This is a genomic window from Streptomyces sp. NPDC058683 (assembly GCF_042716195.1).
Taxonomy (GTDB): Bacteria; Actinomycetota; Actinomycetes; order Streptomycetales; family Streptomycetaceae; genus Streptomyces.
This window is the reverse complement of record NZ_JBHXSK010000094.1, coordinates 1-24,832: the sequence shown is the minus strand read 5'-3', so window position 1 is coordinate 24,832 and position 24,832 is coordinate 1. Positions and strand designations below refer to the sequence as shown.

At 71.9% G+C, this 24,832-nt stretch carries 21 protein-coding genes; 11 read left to right on the top strand and 10 right to left on the bottom strand.

Annotation, left to right across the window (positions count from 1 at the left end):
• Positions 1-72: 72 nt before the first annotated feature.
• The 5 genes from ACFWXC_RS51245 to ACFWXC_RS51225 all read right to left on the bottom strand — a co-directional run bounded on the left by ACFWXC_RS51245 (position 73) and on the right by ACFWXC_RS51225 (position 6,539).
• Positions 73-3,186 (bottom strand): efflux RND transporter permease subunit, encoded by a 3,114-nt coding sequence (locus tag ACFWXC_RS51245; RefSeq protein WP_384490918.1) that lies wholly within the window; start codon positions 3,184-3,186, stop codon positions 73-75.
• A 186-nt stretch (positions 3,187-3,372) separates the two neighbouring features.
• Positions 3,373-4,056, bottom strand: a complete 684-nt coding sequence (locus ACFWXC_RS51240; RefSeq protein WP_384490916.1) for a response regulator — start codon at positions 4,054-4,056, stop codon at positions 3,373-3,375.
• Complete coding sequence (locus ACFWXC_RS51235) at positions 4,053-5,297, bottom strand: sensor histidine kinase (protein ID WP_384490914.1); 1,245 nt, start codon at positions 5,295-5,297, stop codon at positions 4,053-4,055. The genes ACFWXC_RS51240 and ACFWXC_RS51235 overlap by 4 nt, the downstream gene beginning before the upstream one ends.
• A gap of 143 nt (positions 5,298-5,440) precedes the next feature.
• Entirely contained in the window at positions 5,441-5,719 is a 279-nt protein-coding gene (locus ACFWXC_RS51230) for a hypothetical protein (RefSeq protein WP_384490920.1), read from the bottom strand.
• Positions 5,720-5,747: 28 nt separating this feature from the next.
• Complete coding sequence (locus ACFWXC_RS51225; protein WP_384490912.1) at positions 5,748-6,539, bottom strand: PspA/IM30 family protein; 792 nt, start codon at positions 6,537-6,539, stop codon at positions 5,748-5,750.
• A 285-nt stretch (positions 6,540-6,824) separates the two neighbouring features.
• On the opposite strand from ACFWXC_RS51225, the gene ACFWXC_RS51220 reads away from it, so the two are divergent.
• The 3 genes from ACFWXC_RS51220 (at position 6,825) to ACFWXC_RS51210 (ending at position 9,432) form a co-directional block, all read left to right on the top strand.
• On the top strand, positions 6,825-7,496 hold the full coding sequence (locus ACFWXC_RS51220) for a DUF3043 domain-containing protein (protein WP_384490910.1): 672 nt from the start codon (positions 6,825-6,827) through the stop codon (positions 7,494-7,496).
• Positions 7,497-7,579: 83 nt separating this feature from the next.
• The gene (locus ACFWXC_RS51215; protein ID WP_384490908.1) at positions 7,580-8,281 is read left to right on the top strand and encodes a class I SAM-dependent methyltransferase; all 702 of its coding nucleotides are present in this window, start codon (positions 7,580-7,582) and stop codon (positions 8,279-8,281) included.
• Between the two features lie 71 nt (positions 8,282-8,352).
• A complete protein-coding gene (locus ACFWXC_RS51210) occupies positions 8,353-9,432 on the top strand; it encodes a S1C family serine protease (RefSeq protein WP_384490906.1) in 1,080 nt (359 codons plus the stop codon).
• Between the two features lie 45 nt (positions 9,433-9,477).
• On the opposite strand, the gene ACFWXC_RS51205 is transcribed toward ACFWXC_RS51210, so the two are convergent.
• Positions 9,478-9,690 (bottom strand): hypothetical protein, encoded by a 213-nt coding sequence (locus ACFWXC_RS51205; RefSeq protein ID WP_384490904.1) that lies wholly within the window; start codon positions 9,688-9,690, stop codon positions 9,478-9,480.
• A gap of 112 nt (positions 9,691-9,802) precedes the next feature.
• Here ACFWXC_RS51205 and ACFWXC_RS51200 point away from each other — a divergent pair, with 112 nt between their 5' ends.
• Positions 9,803-11,002 (top strand): bifunctional adenosylcobinamide kinase/adenosylcobinamide-phosphate guanylyltransferase, encoded by a 1,200-nt coding sequence (locus ACFWXC_RS51200; protein ID WP_384490901.1) that lies wholly within the window; start codon positions 9,803-9,805, stop codon positions 11,000-11,002.
• A gap of 33 nt (positions 11,003-11,035) precedes the next feature.
• Here ACFWXC_RS51200 and ACFWXC_RS51195 read toward each other — a convergent pair whose 3' ends face one another.
• Positions 11,036-12,010, bottom strand: a complete 975-nt coding sequence (locus tag ACFWXC_RS51195) for a class I SAM-dependent methyltransferase (protein ID WP_384490899.1) — start codon at positions 12,008-12,010, stop codon at positions 11,036-11,038.
• A gap of 141 nt (positions 12,011-12,151) precedes the next feature.
• On the opposite strand from ACFWXC_RS51195, the gene cobT reads away from it, so the two are divergent.
• The 3 genes from cobT (at position 12,152) to ACFWXC_RS51180 (ending at position 15,829) form a co-directional block, all read left to right on the top strand.
• Complete coding sequence (gene cobT, locus ACFWXC_RS51190) at positions 12,152-13,222, top strand: nicotinate-nucleotide--dimethylbenzimidazole phosphoribosyltransferase (protein WP_384490897.1); 1,071 nt, start codon at positions 12,152-12,154, stop codon at positions 13,220-13,222.
• A gap of 74 nt (positions 13,223-13,296) precedes the next feature.
• Positions 13,297-15,093: a phosphatidylglycerol lysyltransferase domain-containing protein gene (locus ACFWXC_RS51185; RefSeq protein WP_384490895.1), complete on the top strand. Its 1,797-nt coding sequence runs from the start codon at positions 13,297-13,299 to the stop codon at positions 15,091-15,093.
• A gap of 10 nt (positions 15,094-15,103) precedes the next feature.
• The gene (locus tag ACFWXC_RS51180; protein WP_384490893.1) at positions 15,104-15,829 is read left to right on the top strand and encodes a hypothetical protein; all 726 of its coding nucleotides are present in this window, start codon (positions 15,104-15,106) and stop codon (positions 15,827-15,829) included.
• Here ACFWXC_RS51180 and ACFWXC_RS51175 read toward each other — a convergent pair.
• Positions 15,766-16,533, bottom strand: a complete 768-nt coding sequence (locus ACFWXC_RS51175; RefSeq protein WP_384490891.1) for a hypothetical protein — start codon at positions 16,531-16,533, stop codon at positions 15,766-15,768. The two genes, ACFWXC_RS51180 and ACFWXC_RS51175, sit on opposite strands and share 64 nt — an antisense overlap.
• A 60-nt stretch (positions 16,534-16,593) precedes the next feature.
• Between ACFWXC_RS51175 and ACFWXC_RS51170 the strand changes: the two genes are divergently transcribed.
• Positions 16,594-17,388, top strand: a complete 795-nt coding sequence (locus ACFWXC_RS51170; protein ID WP_384490889.1) for an adenosylcobinamide-GDP ribazoletransferase — start codon at positions 16,594-16,596, stop codon at positions 17,386-17,388.
• Between the two features lie 108 nt (positions 17,389-17,496).
• Here ACFWXC_RS51170 and ACFWXC_RS51165 read toward each other — a convergent pair whose 3' ends face one another.
• Together ACFWXC_RS51165 and ACFWXC_RS51160 are read right to left on the bottom strand one after the other, a co-directional pair.
• On the bottom strand, positions 17,497-18,273 hold the full coding sequence (locus ACFWXC_RS51165) for an endo alpha-1,4 polygalactosaminidase (RefSeq protein ID WP_384490887.1): 777 nt from the start codon (positions 18,271-18,273) through the stop codon (positions 17,497-17,499).
• 122 nt (positions 18,274-18,395) lie between these two features.
• Positions 18,396-20,423 carry a hypothetical protein gene (locus ACFWXC_RS51160; protein WP_384490885.1) on the bottom strand — a complete coding sequence of 676 codons (2,028 nt, stop codon included), beginning with the start codon at positions 20,421-20,423 and terminating at the stop codon, positions 18,396-18,398.
• Positions 20,424-20,775: 352 nt separating this feature from the next.
• On the opposite strand from ACFWXC_RS51160, the gene ACFWXC_RS51155 reads away from it, so the two are divergent.
• The 3 genes from ACFWXC_RS51155 to ACFWXC_RS51145 form a co-directional block, all read left to right on the top strand.
• The gene (locus ACFWXC_RS51155; RefSeq protein WP_384490883.1) at positions 20,776-22,314 is read left to right on the top strand and encodes a leucyl aminopeptidase; all 1,539 of its coding nucleotides are present in this window, start codon (positions 20,776-20,778) and stop codon (positions 22,312-22,314) included.
• 376 nt (positions 22,315-22,690) lie between these two features.
• Positions 22,691-24,079, top strand: coding sequence for a dihydrolipoyl dehydrogenase (lpdA, locus tag ACFWXC_RS51150; RefSeq protein WP_350790338.1), 1,389 nt, complete (start codon positions 22,691-22,693; stop codon positions 24,077-24,079).
• 60 nt (positions 24,080-24,139) lie between these two features.
• Positions 24,140-24,832: biotin/lipoyl-containing protein (locus ACFWXC_RS51145; protein ID WP_384490880.1), on the top strand; the 693-nt coding region annotated here is incomplete at its 3' end.

Here is a 24,832-nt window from a genome sequence, read left to right as displayed (position 1 = left end):
GTCGCCGGGAACCGGCCGTCGTTCACAGGACCGTCCCGCGGTCACGGGACTGTCCGGACGGCCGTGGGACCGTCACACGGTTGCGGGCTCCGGTTCCTCGGCGGACCGCGCCGGTTCCGCGGGCCCCTGCCCCTTCTTCGCCGCGCGCTTGCGCGCCCGGCGCTCCTTGCGGAGTTCGAGCATCGCGTACAGCGTCGGCACCAGCAGCAGGGTGAGCAGCGTGGAGGTGATCAGACCGCCGATCACGACCACCGCCAGCGGCTGGGCGATGAATCCGCCCTCGCCGGTGACGCCGAGCGCCATCGGGAGGAGGGCGAAGATGGTCGCCAGGGCGGTCATCAGGATCGGGCGGAGCCGGTGCCGGCCGCCCTCGATCACCGCTTCGACCACGCCGTGACCCTGGCGCCGGTACTGGTTGATGAGGTCGATCAGCACGATCGCGTTGGTCACCACGATGCCGATCAGCATCAGCATGCCGATCATCGCGGGGACGCCCATCGGGGTGCCGGTGACGATCAGCAGGCCGATCGCGCCGGTCGCCGCGAACGGGATGGAGACCAGCAGGATCAGCGGCTGGACGAGCGACCGGAAGGTTCCGACCAGCACCATGAAGACGATCGCGATCGCCGCGAGCATCGCCAGGCCCAGGTTCTTGAACGCGCTGTCCTGGTCCGAGGTGACGCCGCCGATCGAGGCCGTCGCGCCCGCCGGGAGCTTCAACGCCTTGATCTTGGACTGGAGTTGGCTGCTGACCGCGCCGGTGTTGTCACCGGTCGGCTTCGCGGTGACGGTCGCGGCGCGTTGGCCGTCGATCCGGGTCATCGACACCGGCCCGTCCACCAGCTTCACGGTGGCGATGTCGCCCAGCTTCACCGGGCCCAGCTTGAGGGCGCGCAGCTGTGCGAGGGTCTCGGCCGGCTTCGCCGACTTGACGACGACGTCCCGCTCGGTGTCGTCGAGGACCGCCTTCGCGGCCGTGGTGCCCTTGACCGCCTGGGTGACGGCGGCGCCCAGCGTCTGGTCGTCGAACCCGGCCGCCGCGGCCTTGGAGTTGGCCTTCACCGAGATGCGCGGCACGCTCTGGGAGAGGTCGCTGGTGACGTCGGTGACGTCGTCCAGCTTCGCTACCGCGGCCCGCACCTGCTCCGAGGCCGTACGCAGCACGTTCCCGTCGGCCGCCTTCACGACGACGCTCAGGTCCTGGCTGCCGAAGCCGTCACCGGCGGACACCGTGGTCGTACCGATGCCCGGCAGCTTGTGCAGGCCGTCCTCGATGGCGTCCTGGACCTTGTCGTACGACTTCGAGTCGTCCAGCATCACCGAGTACGACGCCTGGTTGGTGTCCGTGCCGCCGCCGAAGGCCGCCATGAAGCCGGACGAGCCGATCGTGACCTGGTAGTCCTTCACCCCGTCGACGGAGGCGAGCAGCTTCTCGACCTTCTTCGCCTGCGCGTCGGTCGCCGCCAGGCTGGTGCCCGGCTTCAGCTCCTGCTTGACGGTGAGGACCTCCTGGTCGCCCTGGTCGAAGAAGTTGGTCTTCAGCAGCCCGGCCATGCCGAACGTGACGACCAGGACCACGATCGCGATCAGCACGCTGGTGAGGCGGCGCCGGGTCGCGAAGCGCAGGACGGGCACGTAGGCCCGCTGGAGCCGGCTGTCGGCCTCCTTCGCCTCGGCCTTGCGGCGGGCCTCCGCGGCGTCCTCGGGGGTGCCCTTCGGGGCGCGCAGGAACCAGTACGACAGCACCGGTACGACCGTCAGCGAGACCAGCAGGGAGGCCAGCAGCGCGGCCGTCACGGTGATGCTGAACGAGCCGAACAGGGCGCCCACCATGCCGCCGACCAGGCCGATCGGCAGGAAGACGGCGACCGTGGTGAGGGTGGAGGAGGTGACCGCGCCGGCCACCTCGCGGACCGCGCCGAGGATGGCGGCCTGGCGCTCCTCGCCGTAGCCGAGGTGGCGCTTGATGTTCTCCAGGACCACGATCGAGTCGTCGACGACCCGGCCGATGGCGATGGTGAGCGCGCCGAGGGTGAGCATGTTGAGGGAGAGGCCGCGGGTCCACAGGACGATGAGCGCGAGGACCACCGACAGCGGGATGGAGACCGCCGTCACCAGGGTCGAGCGGACCGAGGCCAGGAAGACCAGGATGACCAGGACCGCGAAGACCAGGCCGAGGGCGCCCTCGGTGGTCAGGCCCTTGATGGACTTGGAGACCGCCGGGCCCTGGTCGCTGACGACCGTGAGGGTGGCGTCGGAGCCGAGGTCCTGACGCAGCTTCGGCAGCTTGTCCTTGACCGCGTTCGAGATGGAGACCGCGCTGCCGTCGTGGTCCATGGTGACGTTCACGGCGAGGCTGGGGCGGCCGTCGGTGCGGGTGATGGAGTCGGCCGGAGCCTCCTGCTCCTTGACCGAGGCCACGTCACCGAGGCGCACGGGCTTCTTGACGCCCTGCCCGGTGACCATCAGGTCCTTGATCTGCGCCAGCGAGGTGAGTCCGCCGCCGACCTGGACGGTGCGGTTGGCGCCGTCCTCGTCGAAGGAGCCCGCCGGCACGGTCGCGCCGGCCGCCTGGAGGGCCTGGGCGACCACGGCCGGGGTGAGGCCCGCCTCGGCCAGCTTCGCCTGGCTCGGGGTGACGGCGACCTGGAGGTCCCGCACGCCGGTGACCTGGATGCGGCCGACGCCGTCGATGTCCTTCAGGTCCGGGACGACCGTCTTGTCGAGCTGGTCGGCGAGGGCCTGCTGGTCCTTGCCGGAGGAGACGGCGAGGACCACGGTCGGGATGTCGTCCGTGGAGCCGGAGATGACCTGCGGGTCGACGCTGTCCGGGAGCTGGGCCCGGTTGACGGCCAGCTGGACGTCGGCCACCAGCTGCTTGGTGTCGCTGCCGTAGTCGAAGGACGCCATGATCACGGCGTTGCCCTCGCTCGCGGTGGAGGTGACGCCGGTGATCCCGTCGACGCCTTCGAGGTTGTTCTCGACGGGCTCGATGACCTGCTTCTCGACGACGTCGGGGGCCGCTCCCTGGTAGGGGGCGATGACCGACACCACGGGCAGGGAGATGGTGGGCAGCAGCTGCTGCTTGATCTGGGGGATGGCGATCGCCCCGAAGGCGAGCGCGATCAATGACATGAGGCCTATCAGGGCCCGCTGCGCGAGGCTGAATCGGGACAGCCAGGACATGGGTCAGGGTCTCTTTTCGGTGAGCTGCTGTGAGCGGAGCTGCTGTGAGCGGCGGATGTACGGCACAGGGGGCACCTGTGAGCGCCCACCCCACCACCCTGACCCATGCACCGCCCTGCTCACGTAGGCCCTGGGTGCCGTCCTTTATCCGGCTCCTACTCCCGCCGCAGTACGCACGGGTGGAGGTCACTCCATCCTTGGACGGACCAGCCCCGACTCGTACGCGATCACCACGAGCTGTGCCCGGTCCCGGGCGCGCAGCTTGGCCATGGCCCGGTTGACGTGCGTCTTCACGGTCAGCGGGCTGACCTCCAGGCGCTCGGCGATCTCGTCGTTGGAGTGCCCGCCGGCGACCTGGACCAGAACCTCGCGCTCGCGTGAGGTGAGGGCGTCGAGCCGCTCGGCGCGGGCCGGATCGCCGCCGTCGCCGCCGGCGTCACCCTGGGCGAGGAAGCGGGCGATCAGCCCCTTGGTGGCGGTCGGGGAGAGCAGCGCCTCACCGCCGGCGGCGACCCGGATGGCGCTCAGCAGCTCCTCGGGTTCGCTGCCCTTGCCGAGAAAGCCGGAGGCACCGGCGCGCAGCGCCTGCACGACGTAGTCGTCGACCTCGAAGGTGGTCAGGATGACCACCCGGACCCGGTCCAGGGACGGGTCCTCGCTGATCAGCCGGGTGGCGGCCAGTCCGTCCGTGCCCGGCATCCGGATGTCCATCAGGACGACGTCGGCCCGGGTCTCCCGGGCCAGCCGCACCGCCTCGGCGCCGTCGGAGGCCTCGCCGACCACCTCCATGTCGGGCTCGGAGTCGACGAGTACGCGGAACGCGCTGCGCAGCAGGGCCTGGTCGTCGGCGAGCAGGACACGGATCGTCATACGGAATCCCCCAGGGCGGCCGTTCGGTCGTTCGTACGGTCGTCGGTGTCGGTCTTGACCGGCAGGATCGCATGGACCCGGAAGCCGCCGCCGTAGCGGGGGCCGGTGGTGAGGGTGCCGCGCAGGGCGGTGACGCGCTCGCGCATGCCGAGCAGGCCGTGGCCGCCGCCCTCCTCGGGTCCGGTGTCCTCGCCGGAGCCGTTGTCGAGGACGGTGACCTCGATGCGCGGTCCGACGCGTACGACGCTGACCTCGGCCTTGGCCTCGGCTCCCGCGTGCTTCTGCACGTTGGTCAGGGCCTCCTGGATGATCCGGTAGGCGGCCAGGTCCACGGCGGCGGGCAGGGTGGTGCCCTGGTCGGCGCGGGCCACCTCGACCTGGAGGCCCGCGTTGCGGAAGGTGTCGGCGAGCTCTTCGAGGCGGTGCAGGCCGGGGGCGGGTTCGGTGGGGGCCTCGGGGTCGCCGGACTGGCGGAGCAGGCCGACGGTGGCACGCAGTTCGTTGAGCGCGGAGCGGCTGGCCTCGCGGACGTGGGCGAGGGCCTCCTTGGCCTGGTCGGGCCGCTTGTCCATGACGTGTGCGGCCACGCCCGCCTGCACGTTGACCAGGGCGATGTGGTGGGCGACGACGTCGTGCAGGTCACGGGCGATGCGCAGCCGTTCCTCGGCGACCCGGCGGCGGGCCTCCTCCTCGCGGGTCCGCTCGGCGCGCTCGGCGCGCTCCCGGATGGCCTGGACGACGGCCCGCCGGCTGCGCACCGCGTCCCCGGCGGTGGCGCCGATGCCGGTCCAGGCGAAGATCGCGAGGTTCTCCTGGGCGTACCACGGGAGGGGACCCGCGGCCATCGCGGCGGTGGTCAGCACGGTCATGGTGAGCAGGCCGGCCCGCAGGGTGGTACGGCGGTCGGTGGTGGCGGCGACGGTGAAGAGGGCGACGACGGCCGCCATCGCGACGGGGGCGCGGGGGTCGCCGGTGACGCACTCGACGACGGAGGCCGCGCCGGTGACGGCCAGCACCGTCTTCGGGGCGTGCCGGCGGAAGACCAGGGCGATGGCGGCGAGCGTCATCAGGACCAGGCTGAGGGGGTCCGGGGTGCGCATGCCCCAGGCGACGCCGTGCGCGCCGTGCGGGACGGCGAAAGAGCTGACGACCATGCACACGAGGGCGCCTGCGGCGATGACCGCGTCCACGGCGAGTGGATGGGCGCCGACTCTGCAGCGGGCTCTCTCGAAGGGGCTCACGGTCTGAACAGTACGGCTGGTTCGTGCGGGCCGGAACCGTCGGTTCGGCCCGCCGCGGGCACCGCCCGATTTCCCGCCCACCCGCCCGACTCGCTCAGTTGAAGAGCCCAGGTCCGGGAGCCGGGCGAGCCGGACGTATCGCGTCAGCCCGGGATCAGGCCGTCGTCCCTCAGGAGGGCCCGGACCTCCTCCAGGGTGGCGTCCGGTGAGGGGAGGATCAGGTCCGAGGGTTCCAGGGCGTCGTCCGGGAGGGGGGTGCCGAGCTCTCGGACCTTGTCCAGGAGGGCGGTCAGGGTGCGACGGAAGGCCGCCTCGTCGCCGGCCTCCGTCTCCGCCAGGAGTTCGTCGTCCAGCTTGTTCAGTTCGGTGAGGTGGCTGCCGGCCAGCCTCACCTGGCCCTCCCCCATGATCCTTACGACCATGTCGGCCATGTCGCCCTCCAGGCGTCGGCTACTGCTTGTCGAAGCGCGGGGTGTCCTGCGGCTGCTGCGTCTGCTGGCCCTGGCCGGTGCCGCCCTCGATCGCCTGCTGCGGCTGGCCGCCGGCCAGCTCCGCCTTCATCCGCTGGAGCTCCAGCTCTACATCCGTACCACCGGAGAGGCGGTCCAGCTCGGCGGCGATGTCGTCCTTGGCCATGCCGGTCGGGTCGTCGAGGGCACCGGAGGCGAGCAGTTCGTCGATGGCGCCGGCGCGGGCCTGGAGCTGCTGCGTCTTGTCCTCGGCGCGCTGGATGGCGAGGCCGACGTCGCCCATCTCCTCGGAGATGCCGGAGAAGGCCTCGCCGATGCGGGTCTGGGCCTGGGCGGCGGTGTAGGTGGCCTTGATGGTCTCCTTCTTCGTACGGAAGGCGTCCACCTTGGCCTGGAGGCGCTGGGCCGCGAGGGTGAGCTTCTCCTCCTCGCCCTGGAGGGTGGCGTGCTGGGTCTCCAGGTCGGTCACCTGCTGCTGGAGGGCGGCGCGGCGGGACAGCGCCTCACGGGCGAGGTCCTCACGGCCGAGCGCGAGCGCCTTGCGGCCCTGGTCCTCCAGCTTGGTGGACTGCTGCTGGAGCTGGTTCAGCTGGAGTTCGAGCCGCTTGCGGGAGGTGGCGACGTCGGCCACCCCGCGGCGCACCTTCTGAAGCAGCTCGAGCTGCTTCTGGTACGAGTAGTCGAGGGTCTCGCGCGGGTCCTCGGCCCTGTCCAGGGCCTTGTTCGCCTTCGCGCGGAAGATCATCCCCATACGCTTCATGACACCGCTCATGGGCTTCGCGCGCCCCCTTCTGACGGACTCCGGCTCACAGATCCTGCGACAGAACCCACAGTACGGGCCCTGCCTCCATTACCGCACTGTTCGGGGACCGATGCGCTCATCCCCAAGGACGACTGCGGACGCATCCGCTCCGGCACAGGTAGTAGGTGGCCCCCCAGGGTCTCCCGGGGCGACACCCCGGTGAACCCGCACGCAACCGCCGTACAACCCTCGTACAACGCCGGATCAACGCCGTACGAACCGAGCGAACCGTCTGCAACGTCCCCTCTGTCCCCTATGGAGACGAGTGGCGTTGCGGGATCGTTCCCCACCGCACTAGGGCCCACACCCGTCGACCCCGTACCCTTGGGTTTTGTGTTCCGAAGCCGTGCCAAGGATGAGAAGGCCCCCGCCGACAAGGCGCTGACCGACTCCAAGCAGACCCGTGACCCGCAGGCGCCCAAGGGCAGGCCCACGCCCAAGCGCAGTGAGGCCCAGACCCAGCGCCGCAGCGTGGCCAGCACGCCGACCAACCGCAAGGACGCCGCCAAGCGTCAGCGGGAGGACCGGCGGGCCGCCATGGAGCGGCAGCGCCAGGCGCTGGCCACCGGCGACGAGCGGTACCTGCCGGCCCGTGACAAGGGCCCGGTCCGCAAGTTCGCCCGTGACTGGGTCGACTCGCGTTTCAACGTGGCGGAGTTCTTCCTGCCACTGGCCGTGGTCATCCTGGTGATGAGCGTGGTCAACAACGCGGCGATCAAGAACATCGCGCTGCTGCTGTGGCTGGTCGTGATCGTGCTGATCGTGCTCGACGCGGCGGTCAGCGGCTTGCGCCTGAAGAAGCGGCTGGCCGAGCGCTTCCCGGACCAGAACAAGAAGGGCGCCGTCGCCTACGGTCTGATGCGCTCCCTCCAGATGCGCCGGCTCCGGCTGCCCAAGCCGCAGGTCAAGCGCGGAGAGCGGCCCTGAGCACAGAGCCTTTCTCCGGGGGTGCGGCAAAGACCTGGCTGACCAGGCTGGGCGGTCTGCGTGATGTCGTACGACAGGAGCTGGTGGCCCGGCAGCTCGACGAGCAGATAGCCGGGCGGTTCCCGGTCGGGCAGCGGCTGCGCGTGCTCGACGTGGGGATGGGCCAGGGCACGCAGGCGCTGCGGCTGGCCCGGGCCGGGCACCAGGTGACCGGCATCGAGCGGGAAACGACGATGATCGCGGCCGCGCGGGAGGCCCTGGCCGGCGAGCCGGAGGGCATCCGCGAGCGGGTGCGGATCGTCGAGGGGGACGGGCGGGACACGGGCGTCCACTTCCTGCCGGGCAGCTTCGACGTGGTGCTCTGCCACGGGGTGCTGATGTACGTCGAGGAGCCGGACGCGCTGCTGGCCGGGCTGGCCCGGATGCTGGCCCCGGGCGGGCTGCTGTCGCTGCTGGTGCGCAACGCCGACGCGCTGGCCATGCGGCCGGGGCTGAGCGGGGACTGGGCGGGGGCGATGGGCGCCTTCGACACCGTCTCCTACCGCAACCGCCTGGGCCTGGAGGTGCGGGCCGACCGGCTGGCCACCCTCACCGCCGCACTCGCCGGCATCGCTGCGCCCCTGCACTCCTGGTACGGCGTACGGGTGTTCACGGACACGGCCGCGGACGGCGCCGAGCCGCCCGCCGGTCTGGAGACGCTGCTGGCGGTGGAGGAGCGGGCCGGGCGGACGGATCCGTACCGGGCGGTCGCGGCGCTGCTGCATCTGTGCGGGGTCCGCGGCTGAACCCGCCGTGTGCTGCTCGTTCGGGTCAGCAGCACGAGCCGGACCGGCACCCCGCCACGAGACTCGGGGGCATGGACGCTTCCCGTACCCGTCGGACCTTCCGGACGGCCGCCGCGCTCGGCTCCTGCTGTCTCGCCCTCGTCTCCGGCTGCTCCGCCTTCGGCGGGGACACGGCCCAGGACGGCTCGGCCGCCCAGGCCGCCCAGGTGGCGGCCGTTCCGGTGGCGGCGGCCGATCTGCAGAACCAGTACCAGAAGGTGATCAAGGAGGTCCTGCCGTCGGTCGTGCAGATCCAGGCCAGCAGCGACCTGGGCTCCGGCGTGGTCTACGACGGCAACGGGCACATCGTCACCAACGCGCACGTCGTCCAGGGCGAGAAGAAGTTCAAGGTGACGACCGCCAACAACGAGGAACCGCTCACCGCGACGCTCGTCTACACCTACCCCGAGCAGGACCTGGCGGTCATCAGGCTCGACAAGCTCCCCGACGGGCTGAAGGCGGCCACCTTCGGGGACACCGAGAAGGTCGAGGTCGGGCAGATCACGCTGGCCATGGGCTCCCCGCTCGGGCTGTCGTCCAGCGTCACCGAGGGCATCGTGTCGGCGACCGGACGGACCGTCAGCGAGAACCAGGAGGGCGGCGGCACCGGCGCCACCATCCCGAACATGGTGCAGACCTCGGCCGCCATCAACCCCGGCAACAGCGGCGGCGCCCTGGTCAACCTGGACGGACAGGTCATCGGCATCCCGACGCTCGCCGCGAGCGACCCCGACCTGGGCGGCAGCGCGGCGCCCGGGATCGGGTTCGCCATCCCGGGGTCGATGGTGAAGACGGTCGCCGACCAGATCATCAAGCAGGGCAAGGTCGTCGACTCGGGGCGGGCCGCGCTCGGCATCAGCGGGCGCACGGTCGTCGACGTGGACTACCAGCCCGCCGGGGTGGCCGTCGTGACCGTGAAGCCGGGGGACGCGGCCGACAAGGCGGGCATCCGGCCCGGGGACATCATCACCAAAGTGGGTGACGACGACATCACCACCATCACCTCACTGGCCGAGTCGCTCGCCGTGGACCGGCCGGGGCGGAAGACGACGGTGACGTACAGCCGGAACGACATCGAGCGGACGGTGGATGTGACGCTGGGCGAGCAGTGACGGCCGGGGCGGCCCGCAAAGGGCCGCCCCTGACCGGCACCTCTCTCAGGACTCGTCCGCGTGCAGGCTCATCGGGCCGTAGATCTCGGTGGCGTCCTCGAAGAGCCGCACCTGGTCGGCGCCGCCGGCCAGCAGGTCCTTCCACTGCTCGCCGATCCAGGACTCGGCGTCGCCCTGGGTGGTGAACTCCTCGGGCTCCACCGCGGGCTGGACCTCCGTCCCGTCGGCCTTCTCGAACCGCCACGTCCATGCCGCCATGTAGGCCTCCTTTGATCCAACTGGTGCATCGTATGTGGTCAGTGCAGGGTGCAGGACCCCTTCGGGACTACCACTGAGGGCAGGACTCATCGCGTCGGGTGAAAATCAGGGCGTGGAAGTGACTTTGCTCGGTACCGGTGCTCCCGCGGGCCTGCCCCGCCCGGACTGTCCCTGCGCGGCCTGTGCCTGCGCCGTCGGGGCGGACGTCCGGGCCGCCACCGCGGTGCTCGTCGACGGAACGCTGCTGCTCGATCTGACGCCGGGCGTGGCGTTCGCGGCGGCACGCGCCGGGCGGTCCCTCACCGGCGTACGGCAGGTGCTGCTGTCGCATCCGCACGACGGTCCCGCCGTCGAGGTGCCGGCCGGGCTGCCGCAGCCGGGGCGGGTGCCGGACGGCCGGGAGCTGGCGCTGCTGACCGGGCACCGGGTGCGGGCGCTGGCGATGGACGCGGGCGGTACCGGGTACGCGGTGACCGGCCCCGACGGGCAGCGGCTGCTGTACCTGCCGCCGGGCGGCGCGCCGGCCGGGCTGGAGAACGGGAGCACGGAGTCGTACGACATGGCGCTCCTGGACGTCGTGGGGCGCCCGGACGCGCTGGCGCGCCTGCGGGCGGTGGCGGCGGTGGGCCCGGCCACCGACGTCGTCGCCGTCCATCTCGACCACGACGTGCCGCCAGGACCGGAGCTGCGGCGGCGGCTGGCGGCGGCCGGCGCGCGGGCGGTGCCGGACGGTACGACGCTGACGGTGGGGGTGTACGAGGAGGTGCCCGACGTGCCGCGCCGGACGCTGGTGCTGGGCGGAGCGCGGTCCGGGAAGTCCGTGGAGGCCGAGCGGCGCCTGGAGTCCTTCCCCGACGTGCTGTACGTCGCCACGGGCGGCACGCGCGGCGGGGACACCGAGTGGGCGGAGCGGGTCGCCGTGCACCGGGAGCGGCGGCCGGAGTCGTGGCGTACGACGGAGACGTGCGACCTGGTGCCGTTGCTGACGCAGGACGGGCCGCCGCTGCTGGTGGACTGTCTGTCGCTGTGGCTGACGGACGCGATGGACTCCGTCGGGGCGTGGGACGACACGGAGTGGGCGTCGGGCGGGGAGAAGGCGCTGCGGGAGCGGGTGCGGGAGCTCGCGGAGGCGGTGCGGGCGACCCGCCGGACGGTGGTCGCCGTCTCCAACGAGGTGGGGTCGGGGATCGTCCCGGCCACCGCGTCGGGGCGGCGGTACCGGGACGAACTGGGCAGGCTGAACGCGGCGTTCGCGGACGAGTGCGAGCAGGTGTTGCTGGTGGTGGCCGGGCAGGCGGTGGTGCTGCGGTAGTGGGGGGAGGTGAGGGGGATGGGAGGGTGAGGGTCAGCGCCCCTTTCTCGCGATGATCCGGTACCCGTTGGAGAACGGCGTGCGGCACAGCAAAGGGGCCAGCGCATGGTCGACGGCCGCCGCCACGGCCACCAGCGGGGCCGCCGCCCGCAGCCCCCGCTTCGGCAGCACCCGGCCCAGCAGCAGGGCGAGCGCCGCCGAGAGGTCGTACGGGATGTGGGGCGACTTCCGGTCGGCTGTCAGGATCTCGCAGCCCTGGGACTCCAGCTCGGCCCGCAGGTTGGCCGGCGGCACCAGATGCAGATGGCGGGGCTGGCCGTACGGGACCCACCACTTGCCGAGGAGCGCGCCGAAGGCGCTGCGCGGGTTGGCGATGTCGATCAGGAGGTGCCCGCCGGGGCGCAGCGCCGCGAGCGCCGCGCGGAGTTCGGCGCGCGGGTCGGGGGCGTGTTCGAGGTGCCGGAACATGGTGACGACGTCGTAGCGGGCGCGCAGCCGGGCCAGCAGGTGCGGGGCGGTCAGGTGGCCGCAGTGGGCCTCCTCGATGTGCTCCTCGGCCTGGGCCCACGTCACCCGCAGGGTCGAGTCCAGGCCGTCGAACGACGTGTACGGGAAGAGTTCCTTCGCCGTGCGCGGGAAGTGGGCGCGGCCCGTCCCGATGTCCAGCCAGCTCTCCGGCTCCGTCAGCGCCTGCACCGCGAGGGCGGCGGCCCGGTGCCGGCGGCGGCCGCCGCGGGTCGCGAGCAGGCGGTCGGTGTAGTCCTCCAGACGGCCCTCGTAGTAGTCCCGGTGGTAGAGGGTGAAGCCCTCCGCGGTCAGCCGGGGGTTCTGGAAGGCGTGGCCGCAGTCGCGGCACTCGTCGACGGCGAACCTGCCGGGCCGGTGATGGAGGAGGTCGGACGTGCGCAGCCTGGTGCGCAGGCGTCTGGAACCGCACCAGGGACAGTCCTCGCGGCGCGGCTCGTGGAACCGGTCGGTGCCCGGGAGGAGTTCGGGTGTGGGCGGCATGGGCGGCTCCCTGTGCTCCCTGTACGCAATCCACTGCAAAATGGAACGTATGGGATACCGATCTTGCCTGCCAAGACGCCGTGCGGGTGTGGTGGCGATCTGGCACCGAACCGTTGGTTCGGTGCCGGTACTGTTCGGCGAATGAGCTCGCTTAATCTCGACGACTTCACCGATCTGATCGAGCGCCCCGACGGCGGTGTGCGCCGTGACGCAGAGGCGCGCCGGGAGCGGCTGATCGTGCCGCCCGGGTCGCTGGGCCGCCTCGACGACCTGGGTGAGTGGCTGGCGGCCGCACAGGGTTCCGTGCCGGTACGGCCGGTCGAACGGCCGCGGGTCCTGCTCTTCGCCGGTGACCACGGCGTCGCCGAACTCGGCGTGTCCGCGCGGCCCGCGGGCAGTGCCGGGCTGCTGGTGCGGGCGATCCTGGAGGGGGCCAGCCCGGTGGCGGTGCTGGCCCGGCGGCTCGGGGTGCCCCTGCGGATCGTCGACATGGCGCTGGACTGCGACCCGGACACGCTGCCCGCGGAGGTCGTACGGCACCGGGTGCGGCGGGGCAGCGGCCGTATCGACATCGAGGACGCGCTGACCCTGGAGGAGGCGGAGGCGGCCTTCCGGGCGGGGACGGCGCTGGCCGACGGGGAGGCCGACTCCGGGACCGATCTGGTGGTGCTCGGCGATGTGAGCGTCGGGGGGACCACAGCGGCCTGCGTGCTCGTCGCGGCGCTGTGCGGGACCGACGCGTCCGTGGTGACCGGGCGGGGCGGGCTCGCCATCGACGACCTCGCGTGGATGCGGAAGTGTGCGGCGATCCGGGACGCGTTGCGGCGGGCTCGGCCGGTGCTCGGGGACCAGCTGCAGTTGCTGGCGACGGTCGGCGGGGCCGACCTCGCGGCGATGACCGGGTTCCTGCTGCAGGCGGCGGTGCGGAAGCTGCCGGTGGTGCTGGACGGGGTGGTGGCCGCCGCGTGTGCGCTGGTCGCGCAGCGGATCGCGTTCCGGGCACCGGACTGGTGGCTGGCCGGCCACGACAGCGGGGAGCCGGGCCAGGCGAAGGCGCTGGACCGGATGGCCCTGGAGCCGCTGCTGGAGCAGGGCCTGACGGTCGGTGAGGGAGCGGGAGCCCTGCTCGCCCTGCCGCTGGTCCAGTCCGCGGCGGCCCTGGCCGCGGACCTCCCGGAGAAGCCGCAGGAAGAGGAAAAACCGGAGGAGTAGAGGTATCACCGGCAACGGCGAGGTCCGTGCGTGTGGCGGTGTTTGTTGCGGGGGCGCCCATATGATCCATCTCCATGGGAGATGTCCGAATTGCCGTTGAACGGTGTGGTGGACGTGCGCTGGGGCGGCGGGCCGGCGCGGGTTCCCGGCGGGGCGCCGCCTTTGCCGTGTGGTACTTGCGGGCCGTCGCCTTCGTCAACTTCCTCAGCGCGGTGTGGGTGTCGCTGGGGCAGGACGTGCGACGGCACAACCAGGAGGACTTCTTCACGCCGTACCTGCTGACCGCCGGCTTCGCCTCCGGTGTGTTCACCGCGTTCCTCGCGATCACGATGCGACGCCGCAAGCGGGCCGCCTGGATCCTCAACCTCGTCCTGAGCGGGCTGTTCCTCGCGCTGTTCGCGTTCGCCATGGCGTTTCCGGAGATCCGGCGGTACCCGCAGAACTGGATCTCCATCGTGCTGACCGCCGCCTTCGTGGGCGCACTGTTCGCCGGCCGCCGCGAGTTCTACGCCAAGGGCGACCGGTCGAACCCGCGGCTCGCCGCGACCGTGGCCGTCGGCGGCGGCCTCCTCGCCTCGCTGCTCGCCGCCCTCCTCGTGACCGTCACCAACCAGGCCCCGCACGCCGCCCGTTCGACGTTCGCGGAGCGCTGGCACTACGGCACCCTGCGCCTGGTCTCGGTCGCCGCCGACCCCTCCCGGTTCCCGTACATCGCGCCGCCCAACTGGGTGAACGTCTGCGTCAACGTGCTGAGCACGCTCCTCGTCCTCACCGTCCTCTACGCCGCCTTCCGCTCCCGCCGCGCCGTCGACCCGATCACCGAGGACGACGAGAAGCGGCTGCGGGCGCTGCTGGAGCGGCACGGCGAGCGGGACTCGCTCGGGTACTTCGCACTGCGCCGGGAGAAGAGCGTGGTGTGGTCGCCGACCGGGAAGGCGGCGGTGGCCTACCGGGTGGTCGGCGGGGTGTCGCTCGCCTCCGGGGATCCGATCGGGGATCCGGAGGCCTGGCCGGGGGCGATCGTGCCGTGGCTGGACGAGGCGCGGGCGCACGGGTGGATCCCGGCGGTGATGGGGGCGAGCGAGGAGGCCGGGACCGTCTATGCGCGGCACGGCCTGGACGCGCTGGAGCTGGGGGACGAGGCGATCGTCGAGGTCGCCGAGTTCACGCTGGAGGGGCGGGCCATGCGGACCGTCCGGCAGGCCCACAACCGGGCCGGGCGGGCGGGCTACTCGGTGCGGATCCGCCGGCACCAGGACATCCCCGCGGACGAGATGTCGTACCTCCTGCGGCGCGCCGACGACTGGCGGGACGGCGCCACCGAGCGCGGGTTCAGCATGGCGCTGGGACGGCTCGGGGACGGGCGGGACGGGCGGTGCGTGATGCTGGAGTGCACCGACGGGGAGGGCCGGCTGCGGGCGCTGCTGTCGTTCGTGCCGTGGGGTCCTGGCGGGCTCTCCCTGGACCTGATGCGGCGGGACCGGGACTCCGACAACGGGCTGATGGAGTTCATGGTCATCGAGCTGCTGCGGCGCGCCGGAGAGATCCGGATCACGCAGGTCTCGCTGAACTTCGCGATGTTCCGGTCGGTCTTCGAGCGTGGCGCGCGTCTGGGCGCGGGGCCGGTGCTGCGGTTGTGGAGGTCCTTGCTGAGCTTCTTCTCCCGGTGGTGGCAGATCGAGTCCCTGTACCGGGCCAACGCCAAGTACCGGCCCATCTGGGAACCCCGGTTCCTGCTCTTCGAGAAGAGCGCGGACCTGCCGCGCATCGGCCTCGCGTCGGCTCGTGCGGAGGGGTTCCTGGAGGGGCCGGGGCTTCCGAGGTGGCTGCACCGGCGGCACCTGGACACGGACCGAGACGCTCACCGATGAGGACCACCGCATGACGCCGCTCGCCCGCCGGGCCCGCGCCGAGTGGGGTCCGCTGTACGCCACCGTGCGCGGCGCGCTGGCGAAGCGGCGGCTGCGGGCGGTGCCGATGTCGGTCGCGGCGGTGTGTCTGACGGGGCTGCTGCAGTTCGTCCAGAACCAGTCGTGGGGCTACCGGTTCGTGCAGGACATCGGGGGCGTGCGCGCCGCGGACCCGCTCTGGCTGGCCCTGCTGCGCACTCCCCTGTCGCTGTTCGTACCGGCGCTGGACCTGCCGGTGTGGGGCGCGCTGGCGCAGATCCTGGTCGTGTTCGGCATCGCCGAGGTGTGCCTGGGCTGGTGGCGGACGCTGACCGTCGCCTACGTCGCGACCCTCGCCGGCACGCTGTACGCCCGCGTCGGCATCGCGCTGGGTCCGCACAGCCCCCTGGGCCTGCCCGCCTCGGACGCCTGGGTGGTGGACACCGGCCCCTCGGCCGCCGTCGTCGGACTCGCGGTCGTCCTGGGCCGGCAGTACGGCGCGTACGTCACCGCGGGCGCGGTGGCGGCGGCGATGGTGGTCGAGGTGGCGCTGAAGGACAACCTCGCCGGCAAGGAGCATCTGGCGGCGATCGCCGGTGTGGTGGCGCTGTACGCGGCGGTGGCGGTGGGGCGGCGGCTGCGGCGCCGGTGGCGTCAGCGGCGGCCGGGCAGCCGGGCCGGTTCGGGGCGGTCGGGCTTGCCGCCGATCCAGTCCTGAAGGGTCCTGCTGAGCCGGGCCCAGCGGCGGTCGTGGTGGTAGGCACGCAGCCCGGCCCTGGCCCGGGCGCGCGGGCGGTCGGCGTAGAAGCGGCGGGCCCAGGCCGATCCGGGCCGGGCCAGGCGCACCGCGCCGACGAGACCCACGAACGGGACGACCACCCCGAAGATCGCGGTACGGGCCTTGCCCTTGCTCAGGGCGACGAGCGAGAAGCAGAAGTTCGCCACGGTGTTCGCGATGACGGCGCCCCGGCCCTGGAGTTCGTCGGCCGAGATGTCGTTGACGCCGAACGGCGAGAACCCGGCGAGCAGCAGCCCGACCATCGCGGCGGTGATGACGACGACCTCGACGCTCTGCCGGCCCTCCTCGGTCCAGTAGACGTCGTCGAGGTGCAGGATCAGGGCGAACTCGTCGAGCACGAGCCCCGCGCCGATGCCGAAGACGATCGCGGCGAGGGCCGCGCCGAAGCCCTGCCGGCCGCTGGCGACCGCGCCGAAACCGCCGATGACGACGAGGCCGACGCCGGGGACCACATGGTGGATGTGCAGCCCGCCGGCCTTCACGTTGCCGAACGGGCCCTTTCCGGCGCGGATCAGCCGGGTGACGACCCGGGTGATCACGAAGGTCAGGACGAAGGCGGTCAGGGCGAGCAGCAGGGGGAGTTTGCCCGGCTCGATGACGTTCCGCTCCAGCCAATGTCCCATGTGCGCACTTTATCCCCGGCCGTGACGGGGACCCTCCTGACCACCGGGTAACCTGCGCCGGTGGCTGCGACCTCTGCGACTCCCTGGCTTGACGGCCTCCGCTTCGCCTTCGGCACGCTCACCGTCTTCCCTGTGAAGGTGACCCGCTGGGACCGCGAGGCCGCCCGGGGCGGCATGCTGCTCGCGCCGCTGGCCGGCCTCGCCGTCGGGCTCTGCGCGGGCGCGGTCGGGGCGCTGCTGGTCCTGGCCGGGGCGAGTGCGTTGCTGGCGGCGGTGGCCGCGGTCGCGGTACCGGCCGTGCTGACCCGGGGGCTGCACCTGGACGGGCTCGCCGACACCGCCGACGGGCTGGGCAGCGGCAAGCCCGCCGAGGAAGCGCTGCGGATCATGAAGCAGTCGGACATCGGGCCGTTCGGCGTGATCACGCTCGTCCTCGTGCTGCTCGGGCAGGTGGCCGCGCTGGCCCAGGCCTACGGCGGCTCGTGGCAGCACGGGATGCTGGCCGCGGTCGTCGCGGCCATGGTGGCCCGGCTGGCGATGAGCCTGGCCGCGGTGGAGGGGGTGCCCGCGGCCCGCCCGGAGGGGCTGGGGGCGGCGGTGGCCGGGGTGGTGCCGAAGGTGGGGGCGTCGGCGGTCACGGTCGCGGTGATGGTGGTGGCGGCGGGGGCCGGGGCGCTGGTGGGGTCGGCCGACAGTCTGCGGGCGCTGCTCGCGGTGGTGGTGGCGGAGGCGGCGACGGACGTGCTGCTGCGGCTGTGCCGGCGGCGGTTCGGTGGGGTGACGGGGGATGTGTTCGGGTGCCTCGCCGAGACCGCGGCCACTGTGGCGCTTGTGGTGTTTTCTTTGGGGGGCTGAAGGTTGCGGAACACACTGCGGCTGCGTTGTGGCTGGTCGCGCCCACGCGGCGGAGCCGTACATGGATACAGCCCCGCACCCCTACGGGGCGCTACCCCTGAAGCGTCCTCAGCAAGTTCTGCGCCACACCCCCAGCTCGTACTTCTTCTCCAGTGAGCTCAGTCTCAGCTTGCGCGACTGCGCGCAGAACTTCGCCGTCGGCAGTTCGTACTCCACGTGGAAGACGGCCTTGTCCGCCTCGATGAACGGCTTCAGGTCGTCGCACTCGCCGTACTGGGCGCACTGCTCGTTGACCGCGAAGTCGAAGTCGGCGACCAGCTGCGGTATCTGGTCCAGGTCGTTCTTCAGGCCCACGGACATGCCCCGGGCGTGGGCCAGCCGGGCGATGAGCCGGTTGTAGCGGAGCTGGTCGGCCGCCTTGAGGGGGAAGCCCGTACGGTTCTTGTAGCCGTCCATGTTGTCGGGCTCCACCGCGTCGAAGCCCTTGTCCTTGCACAGGTCGAAGCGTGCCGCCATCAACGGCTCCAGGACGTCCGTACGGCGGATGTCCAGCCAGCGCTCGCCCTCCCAGCCGTTGCCGCGCCCCAGCACCGACTCGGGGAACTTCTTCGCGTCGGGGCGCCAGTCCTCGAAGGCGCCGGTGGAGAGGTAGCAGATGACCTTGCGGCCCTTGCCGTGCAGCGCGCCGACCGTCGCCCTGGACTGGTCGAAGCCGTCGATGTCGTACACCGACGCCCGCACGGACGTGTCCACGCGGCCGCTCAGTTGCCACTGCCAGGTGACCCCGGGCCTCGGCTGCCACCGCCCGGCGTCGTCCGGGGCTCCGGTGCAGCCGGCGAGCAGGACCAGGGGGACGAGCAGAGGTGCGGTGGTGCGGAGTTTCACCGGGCGGGCTCCAGGGTGTGCGACGGGAGACCCCGTCGATGATCTCCCACCCCGGGGGCCGCGCGGCACACCGAGGCCCACGCGCGGGCCTCGGTGTGCCGCGGTCGCTCCGCGGGTTGCGCCTACGGCAGTTTCAGCGTGACCGCCGACTGCAGCAGCCCCGGTGTGGTCCAGGCCGAGCGCTCACCGGCGTACGGCGTGCCGAACGCCTGCGTGGTGAGCAGGAGTTGCTGTTTCGTGCCCTCCGGCGCGGTCACCGGGACCTGGGTCCCGGAGGGGGCCGTGACGGTGACCGTGCCGCCGATCCGGTAGGCGGTGACCTTGCCGGCGTCCAGCGCGGCCTGCCACGTGGCCCGGTTCTGGAGTTCGGCGCCGATCGCGCTCTCGCGGAGGTTCACGATCGGGGTGTTGTCGGCGAAGATCGCCCGGTAGTCGGCGAGCACCCGGTCCAGGACCGGGTAGAGGACGCGGTCCTCGGCCAGGTTGGACTGGTGGGCGTAGTGCGGGCGGGGGTCGTTGCCGAGGACGTGCCCGAGGTCGGTGTGCGCCTCCTGCAGGACGATGGCGGAGTCGAAGCCGGTGGCCGTGTCCAGCGGTGCGGACAGGCATGTCGACGTCGGGTTGTTCTCGCAGATCCCGCTGCCGCCGTCGGCCCTGGACGTGTAGATCCAGTTGTACTCGTCGGCCATCTCGGCCTTGGTGCCGGTGTTGTAGTACACGTTCATCGGGTAGCGCGGCACGGTCAGGGTGCTGCTGCCGACGGCCCGCTGCCCGGGTTCGCGGGAGTTGTCGGAGCCAGTCCACCGGATGCCGTTCGCGGCCAGGGCGGGCGCGAGGTTCGGGTTGTCCTGCGGCTGCTGCGGCAGGGTCTTCAGACCGGAGTGCTCACCGGTGACCAGCTCGCCGCGGTCGACGGAAAGTCCGTGCTGCACGGCCCAGTTGTAGTTCTGGGAGATCTCCGCCGAGATGTCGGAGCGGCTCACCCACTGTGTGCCGCCGTCGGCGTTCTTCGCGCAGGCCCAGGGGACGACCGAGGTGTCCTGGACGCAGCCGAGGAAGAGGTGGGTGTACGTGTGGTTCATCCAGCGGTACTTGGCCCTGTCCGCGAGCAACTGGTCGGCCAGCGCGTCCGTGCCGCCGTTGTCCGCCTTCCACTCCTCCCCCGCGCCCGCGTTGAACACCATGTCCAGGGTGAAGCCCTGCGTCTGCTCCCAGGCGGCCGCGTACTGGGCGTCGGCGGCCGTCATCCGGATCGGCGCGGTGGTGTCGGTGCTGCCGTCGCCGCAGTCGATGTCGCCGGGCGTGCAGTTGCGTGCGGCGTCCCAGCGGGCGTCCGAGGCGAAGATGTCGTCGACGTGCACGGCGAAGTAGTTCCGGGCCCGGCCCAGGTGGACTCCCTGGGTGAGCCATTCGACGATGCCCCGGGCCAGCACCCTGAACTGCTGCTGGTACTGGTTGTAGGCGAAGGTCAGCACCAGTTCGCGGCGCCCGTCGTGGGCGTACTCGCCGAGCAGGCTGCCGGTGCCCGTGCCGCCCGGCACCGGGATGTCGACATAGCTGGTGAAGCCGGTGCGGGGCGTGCCGACGAAGCCGTAACTCTCCGGAACGGACGGGGAGTTGTCCTCGAAGGCGACCTCGCCGTCGAGGTAGCCGAAGGCCGCCGACCTGCCGGCGGCGGTGACGGTCGCCGTGTCGCCGTCGAGGGTGCCGGAGTACGAGCTGTAGCCGAGGCCGACCTCGGGGTGCGCCCAGGTGTAGGCGTCGACCTGCGGGATGCCGTACGTCTTCTCGTAGGTCTCCAGGGCCGTCTGCTCGGCCGAACCGGCCCCGAACGGGGCCTCGTCGGGTAACACGACACCCTGGAACTTCGCGCGGGGTGTGCCGTTCACCGTGTCGCCGAGGAACGCGCCGGTGATGACCGGGCGGCCGGGGTCGTTCAGCTTCACGGTCGTGTACGGGACGCCCTCGCTCCTGAGCTGGGCCGTGATGGCCGCGACGGGGCTGTCCCCGTTGTCGACGACCAGCACCCTGAGGTCGATGCGCGGTGCGGTGGCGGCCGAGGCGCCGGGCGCGCCGAGTCCCAGCGTGATCAGACCGGCCGCGGTCGTGGCTATGGCCGTGGTTCTCCATCGGTGCGTTCTGTGCGCCAATGCGGGTCCCCTCCCCCAGAGAATCCCCTTGCGCCTCCTGGTGGAGGAGCCGAGCGGGATCAGCGGAAATCATGCGAAGCGGCAGGCGGCCCCGCCCACCGGAACGCGACGAGTGTGGCCCAGGTCACCCGGCGCGAGGGAGGGAAGTGGCCACGACGCCACCCGCAGGTGAACGCCCGCAGGAATGAGCGAACGCATCCACACGCGTAGGCTCGTCCCGGGTGTTCGCCGACAGGGTGAAGGCCCCGGTGGCAACGCGCCCCCAGGTCACTGCCTAGGGTCGCTTCCCGGGCCCGGTCGACCCACCCACTCGGCCACAGCAACTCAACATCGGAAGCGAGATTCCACCACCGTGACTGCTCTCACTCTCAGCACCTCAGCGGCGCCCGGCCTCCGGGCCGACGCGATCGTGATCGGTGTCGCCAAGGGCACGGGTTCCCGGTCCGGGAACCTGGTCGTAGCGCCGGGCGGGGAGGCCGTGGACAAGGCCTACGACGGCAAGCTCGCCGACGTCCTGGAGACCCTCGGTGCCTCGGGTGCCGAGGGCGAACTGACGAAGCTGCCCTCGCCGGCCGGCTTCAAGTCCCCGCTCGTCATCGCGGTCGGCCTGGGCGCCGTGCCCGACGACGGCGCCGGCTACGGCGCGGAGGCGCTGCGCCGGGCGGCCGGCGTCGCGGCCCGCACGCTGAACGGCGCGAAGAAGGCGGCCTTCGCGCTGCCGGTCGAGGACACGGCCGCCGTCGGCGCGATCGCCGAGGGTGTGCTGCTCGGCGCCTACTCCTTCGACGTCTACAAGGACAACGGCACCAACGGGAAGGCGAAGAACGGCAAGGCGCCGCTCGCCGAGGCCACGCTGCTCGGCGGCAAGCCGCGGGACGCGGCCCACAAGGCGGCCCTCGCCCGCGCCACCGCGGTCTCCGAGGAGCTCAACCGGGCCCGCGACCTGATCAACACCCCGCCGAACGACCTCACGCCGGCCGCGTTCGCCTCGATCGCCCAGGAGGCGGCCAAGGAGCACGGCATCAAGATCCAGGTGCTCGACGACAAGGCGCTCGTCAAGGGCGGCTACGGCGGCATCCTCGGCGTCGGCGGCGGCTCGGCCGCGACCCCGCGGCTGGTGAAGCTGTCGTACACGAGCCCCGAGGCGGACAAGCACCTCGCCTTCGTCGGCAAGGGCATCACCTACGACTCGGGCGGTATCTCGCTCAAGCCGGCCGGGCACAACGAGACGATGAAGTGCGACATGAGCGGCGCGGCGGCGGTCTTCGCGGCCGTCGTCTCGGCGGCGCGGCTCGGCCTGCGGGTCAATGTGACCGGGTGGCTGGCGCTCGCCGAGAACATGCCGTCCGGCTCCGCCGTGCGCCCGGGTGACGTGCTGCGCATGTACAGCGGCAAGACGGTCGAGGTGCTCAACACGGACGCCGAGGGCCGGCTGGTCCTCGCCGACGCGCTGTGGGCGGCGTCGGCGGAGAACCCGGACGCGATCGTCGACGTGGCGACGCTGACCGGAGCGATGATGCTGGCGCTGGGCAGCCGGACGTTCGGGATCATGGCCAACGACGACGCGTTCCGTACGGCGATCCACGACGCGGCCGAGGAGGTCGGCGAGCCGGCGTGGCCGATGCCGCTGCCGGAGCACCTGCGCAAGGGGATGGACTCCCCGACCGCCGACATCGCGAACATGGGTGAGCGGATGGGCGGCGGCCTGGTGGCCGGGCTCTTCCTGCGGGAGTTCGTGGGTGAGGGGATCACCTGGGCGCACCTGGACATCGCGGGGCCGGCGTTCAACGAGGGCGGGCCCTTCGGGTACACGCCGAAGGGCGGGACCGGGTCCGCGGTGCGGACGCTGGTGCGGCTGGCCGAGCTGACGGCCGAGGGTGACCTGGGCTGACGTCGGTTTTTGTGGACGGGACCTCGCGCGCGGGTAGGGCGGGGTCCCGTCGCCCACTGACTCGGTCCGCTCCGTCGTCGGGCGACTGCGGGCCGTGGGGGTTGCTCGCGCCCACGCGGCGGAGCCGCATGTCGAACACAGCCCCGCGCCCCTTACGGGGCGCTGTCCTCGGGGCGTTATCAAGTGAGCGTGTGGTGTCTCACACCCCAGCCCGGCGTCTCGTTCACCTCCGACAAGTGCGAAGATGGGGCTCGGCAGGACAGGGCCCCACCACAGGGCCGAAGAAGAGCGGCCGGACACCAGCCGACCGACCGGTCAACCACCCGTATGGGAAAAAGGTGCCCGGCGTACGGCGCACATGCATGGAGGACGTGACGTGGCGAACGACGCCAGCACCGTTTTCGACCTAGTGATCCTCGGCGGTGGTAGTGGCGGTTACGCCGCGGCCCTGCGCGGGGCGCAGCTGGGCCTGGACGTCGCCCTGATCGAGAAGGACAAGGTCGGCGGTACCTGCCTGCACCGGGGTTGCATCCCCACCAAGGCCCTGCTGCACGCGGGCGAGATCGCCGACCAGGCCCGCGAGAGCGAGCAGTTCGGCGTCAAGGCCACCTTCGAGGGCATCGACGTGCCGGCCGTCCACAAGTACAAGGACGGCGTCATCGCCGGTCTGTACAAGGGCCTGCAGGGTCTGATCGCGTCCCGCAAGGTGACGTACATCGAGGGCACGGGGCGTCTCTCCTCCCCGACCTCCGTCGACGTGAACGGCCAGCGCATCCAGGGCCGGCACGTCCTGCTCGCGACCGGCTCCGTGCCGAAGTCGCTGCCCGGCCTGGAGATCGACGGCAACCGCATCATCTCCTCCGACCACGCCCTCGTCCTGGACCGCGTGCCGAAGTCCGCGATCATCCTGGGCGGCGGGGTCATCGGCGTCGAGTTCGCCTCCGCCTGGAAGTCCTTCGGTGCGGACGTCACCGTCATCGAGGGCCTCAAGCACCTCGTCCCGGTCGAGGACGAGAACTCCTCCAAGCTTCTTGAGCGCGCGTTCCGCAAGCGCGGCATCAAGTTCAACCTGGGCACCTTCTTCTCGAAGGCCGAGTACACCGCCGACGGTGTCAAGGTCACCCTCGCCGACGGCAAGGAGTTCGAGGCCGAGGTCCTGCTCGTCGCCGTCGGCCGCGGCCCGGTCTCGGCCGGCCTCGGCTACGAGGAGCAGGGCGTCGCCATGGACCGCGGTTACGTCCTGGTCGACGAGTACATGCGGACGAACGTCCCGACCATCTCCGCCGTCGGTGACCTGGTCCCGACCCTCCAGCTCGCGCACGTCGGCTTCGCCGAAGGCATCCTGGTGGCGGAGCGTCTGGCCGGTCTGAAGACCGTTCCGATCGACTACGACGGTGTCCCCCGGGTCACGTACTGCCACCCGGAGGTCGCCTCCGTGGGTATCACCGAGGCCAAGGCCAAGGAGATCTACGGTGCGGACAAGGTCGTCGCCCTGAAGTACAACCTGGCGGGCAACGGCAAGAGCAAGATCCTCAACACCGCGGGCGAGATCAAGCTCGTCCAGGTGAAGGACGGTGCCGTGGTCGGCGTCCACATGGTCGGCGACCGCATGGGCGAGCAGGTCGGCGAGGCCCAGCTGATCTACAACTGGGAGGCGCTGCCCGCCGAGGTCGCCCAGCTCATCCACGCCCACCCGACGCAGAACGAGGCGATGGGCGAGGCCCACCTGGCCCTGGCCGGCAAGCCGCTTCACTCGCACGACTGACCCTCGGTCGACACACGCGACGACTCAGACTTCCGCAATTCGTAAGGAGCAACCGAAACCATGGCGGTTTCCGTAACCCTTCCGGCGCTCGGCGAGAGCGTCACCGAGGGCACCGTCACCCGCTGGCTGAAGGCCGAGGGTGAACGCGTCGAGGCCGATGAGCCGCTGCTCGAGGTCTCGACCGACAAGGTCGACACCGAGATCCCGGCCCCCGCCTCGGGCATCCTGGCCTCGATCAAGGTCGCCGAGGACGAGACCGTCGAGGTGGGCGCCGAGCTGGCGATCATCGACGACGGCACCGGCGCCCCGGCCCCCGCCGCACCGGCTCCGGCCGCCGAGCCGACCCCGGCTCCGGCCGCTGCCCCCGCCCCGGCCCCGGTGGCCGAGGCCCCCGTCGCTCCAGCCCCGGCCCCCGCCGCCCCCCCGGCCGCGCCGGCCGGTGGCGCCTCGGGCACGGACGTGGTCCTGCCCGCGCTCGGTGAGTCCGTCACCGAGGGCACCGTCACCCGCTGGCTGAAGTCGGTCGGCGAGGAGGTCGCGGAGGACGAGCCGCTGCTCGAGGTCTCCACCGACAAGGTCGACACCGAGATCCCCGCGCCGGTCGCCGGTGTGCTGCTGGAGATCGTCGTCGCCGAGGACGAGACCGCCGAGGTCGGCGCCAAGCTCGCCGTCATCGGCGCCCCGGGTGCCGCTCCGGCGGCCGCCCCGGCTCCGGCCGCGCCCGCTCCGGCGCCCGTCGCCGCTGCCCCGGCG